This window comes from Glutamicibacter sp. AGC84 (genome assembly GCF_053543575.1).
In genome coordinates, this window is sequence record NZ_JBLVOC010000020.1 from 97,966 (window position 1) to 100,630 (window position 2,665).

Annotated in this window: 3 protein-coding genes; 2 read left to right on the forward strand and 1 reads right to left on the reverse strand. The window is 60.9% G+C overall.

Features of this window, described 5'->3' with window-relative positions:
• Nucleotides 1-50 precede the first annotated feature (50 nt).
• Nucleotides 51-311: a GlsB/YeaQ/YmgE family stress response membrane protein gene (locus ACNPN0_RS12770; protein ID WP_434690309.1), complete on the reverse strand. Its 261-nt coding sequence runs from the start codon at nucleotides 309-311 to the stop codon at nucleotides 51-53.
• Nucleotides 312-634: 323 nt separating this feature from the next.
• Here ACNPN0_RS12770 and ACNPN0_RS12775 point away from each other — a divergent pair, with 323 nt between their 5' ends.
• Nucleotides 635-1,141, forward strand: coding sequence for a gluconokinase, GntK/IdnK-type (locus ACNPN0_RS12775; protein WP_434690311.1), 507 nt, complete (start codon nucleotides 635-637; stop codon nucleotides 1,139-1,141).
• Between the two features lie 66 nt (nucleotides 1,142-1,207).
• Nucleotides 1,208-2,623, forward strand: a complete 1,416-nt coding sequence (locus ACNPN0_RS12780) for a GntP family permease (RefSeq protein WP_332504551.1) — start codon at nucleotides 1,208-1,210, stop codon at nucleotides 2,621-2,623.
• The last annotated feature ends 42 nt before the right edge of the window (nucleotides 2,624-2,665 follow it).

Here is a 2,665-nt window from a genome sequence, read left to right on the forward strand (position 1 = left end):
GCTCGGCGGGAATTCAAGATCCGCAGGATAACGATCCCTCGGGAGGTGCCTTAGGCCCGTCGTTTGGTGATGAAGCCCCAAATGACCAGGACGATCAGGGCGCCGCCGATGGCAAGAAGCCAACTTGAGATCGAGAAGAACTCATCCACGCCCTCTCCGAAGACAGCACTTCCGATCCAGCCTCCGAGTAGTGCGCCTACGACGCCGAGAACCAGGGTGGCGATCCAGCCGCCACCTTGCTTGCCGGGCAGAATGGCCTTTGCGATCGCTCCGGCAATCAAGCCCAAAACTATCCATCCAATGAATCCCATGATTCGCTCCAATGGTCAGACTGTGCAGTGGTCGGGTTCGATCCACTTAAAAACCGAGAGTACATGGCATTGAGCTGGGGTTCTACAACGACCTCGCAGAAATTCAGCATTTTCAAAGGCTGGGTTCAAGCCATGCTTGAACCTAGGGTCGATTAAGTCGGGAATTCGCTCTCTGGCCACATGCTTTGCGGAATCATCCGCGATGGACCAAATGCAACCTGTTGACAGCATCGGCTGCCGCTCCTACTCTAGTTAAATCATACTTTATGACTTTGGATACAGCATAAGTCATATATTAGGTTCACGTACGACGGAGTAAATGGATGAGTGAACAGGTCCCGCCCCTTGTTGTGATGGGTGTCTCGGGCAGCGGCAAGACCACCATCGGAAAGATGCTGGCTGACCAGCTACACCACGAGTTCATCGATGGCGACAGCCTGCACCCCAAGGCCAACAAGGAAAAAATGGCCGGCGGGCAGTCTCTGGATGACGCTGACCGCGAGCCGTGGCTGCAGCTGATCGGCACCAAGCTGGCCGAAAGCAAGCAAAGCCAGGCGCCGCTGGTGATCGCCTGTTCCGCACTTAAGCGCAGCTACCGGGATCTCATCCTCAGCTTGGAGCCAGCGACGATCTTCGTCCACCTCACCGGTGTTCCGACCCTGATTCGCGATCGGATGAACGCGCGCTCGCACGAGTACATGCCCACCAGCCTGCTCGACAGCCAGCTGGCCACGCTGGAGGCCCCAGATGCGGACGAGCCAGTGCTCAGCGCGGATATTGCCGATAGCCCCGAGGACATCGTTCGACAGCTGATCGCTAAACTGTCCTAGCGCAGTGCGCTGGCAGCAATCCACAGACCACCCATGGCATGAAGCCCCCATTGATCAAGGAAGACAATGACAACTGAGCTTGAACTGAACTGGACGTTAAGTACGCCCGGGCTCCTGATGCTGGCGGTCGGTGCGGTAGCGCTGCTGCTGGTGCTGATTATCCGCTTCCGCGTCCACGCGTTCCTCGCACTGGTACTCACCAGCTTGCTGACCGCGGTCGCCTCCGGTATCCCTGCTGAATCGGTCATTACCACGCTGACCAGCGGCTTCGGATCCACCTTGGCCAGTGTGGCCCTGCTGGTCGGCCTTGGCGCAATGCTCGGACGCATGCTGGAAACCAGTGGCGGCGCCGATGTGATGACCAGCTGGCTGATCTCCAAGTTCGGCGAGAAGCGCGCACCGCTGGCCTTGTCGGTTGCGTCGCTGCTCTTCGGCTTCCCGATCTTCTTCGATGCCGGTCTGGTAGTCATGCTGCCGATCATCTTCACCGTGGCCCGCCGCTTGGGCGGCTCGCTGCTGCTCTACGCCATCCCATCGGCCACCGCATTCTCGGTGATGCACGTCTTCGTTCCGCCGCACCCGGGCCCAGTGGCCGCCTCCGGCCTGCTGGAAGCCAATGTCGGGCTCGTGCTGGTGCTCGGCCTGGTCGTCGCGATTCCAACGTGGTTCGTTGCAGGCCATCTCTTTGGAAAGTTTGTCGGCAAGAAGTTCAACATCCCGGTACCGAATATTCTGGATGCGGCACTGGGCAACGGCGCATCGAAGGACGAGTTCAAGTCCTCTCCTTCCGTGGGCACGGTGTTCAGCCTGTTGCTGCTCCCGCTGCTGCTGATCTTCATGAACACGGGTCTGAACATGCTCGGCTCCGCAGGCGTCGTGGACCCGGAAACCTCCTGGGTGCGCTGGCTGCGCCTGCTGGGTGAAACTCCGGTGGCCCTGCTGATCACCGTGCTGCTGGGAATGTTCCTTCTGGGCTTCCGCAAGGGCAAGGACAAGACCCTGACCGAGACCATCGTGGACTCCGCGCTGGGCCCGGTCTGCTCGATCATCCTGATCACCGGCGCTGGCGGCATGTTCGGCGGCGTGCTGCGTGCCAGCGGCATCGGCAACGCCATTGCCACCTCGCTTGAATCGGTGGGCATGCCGCTGATTGTCGCCGGCTTCCTGATCGCGGCCATCGTCCGACTGGCCCAGGGCTCGGCAACAGTAGCACTGACCACCGCGGCCGCCATCGTCCAGCCGGCTGTGCTGGCGGATGCCTCGCTGACCGCTTTCCAGGTCGCCGCCATGGTGCTGGCGCTGGCAGCAGGCTCGGTCTTCGCCGGCCACGTCAACGACTCCGGCTTCTGGCTGATCTCGCGCTTCCTGGACATCGATGTGCCAACCACCTTGAAGGTCTGGACCGTTGGCCAGGCGCTGGTATCGGTGGTCGGCTTCGCCTGCGTCATGGTGCTCTACGGCCTGGCGACCGCGCTGGCCTAACTAAGGGCAGCGAGCAGGACAAAAAATCCGCCGGGGGGGCGA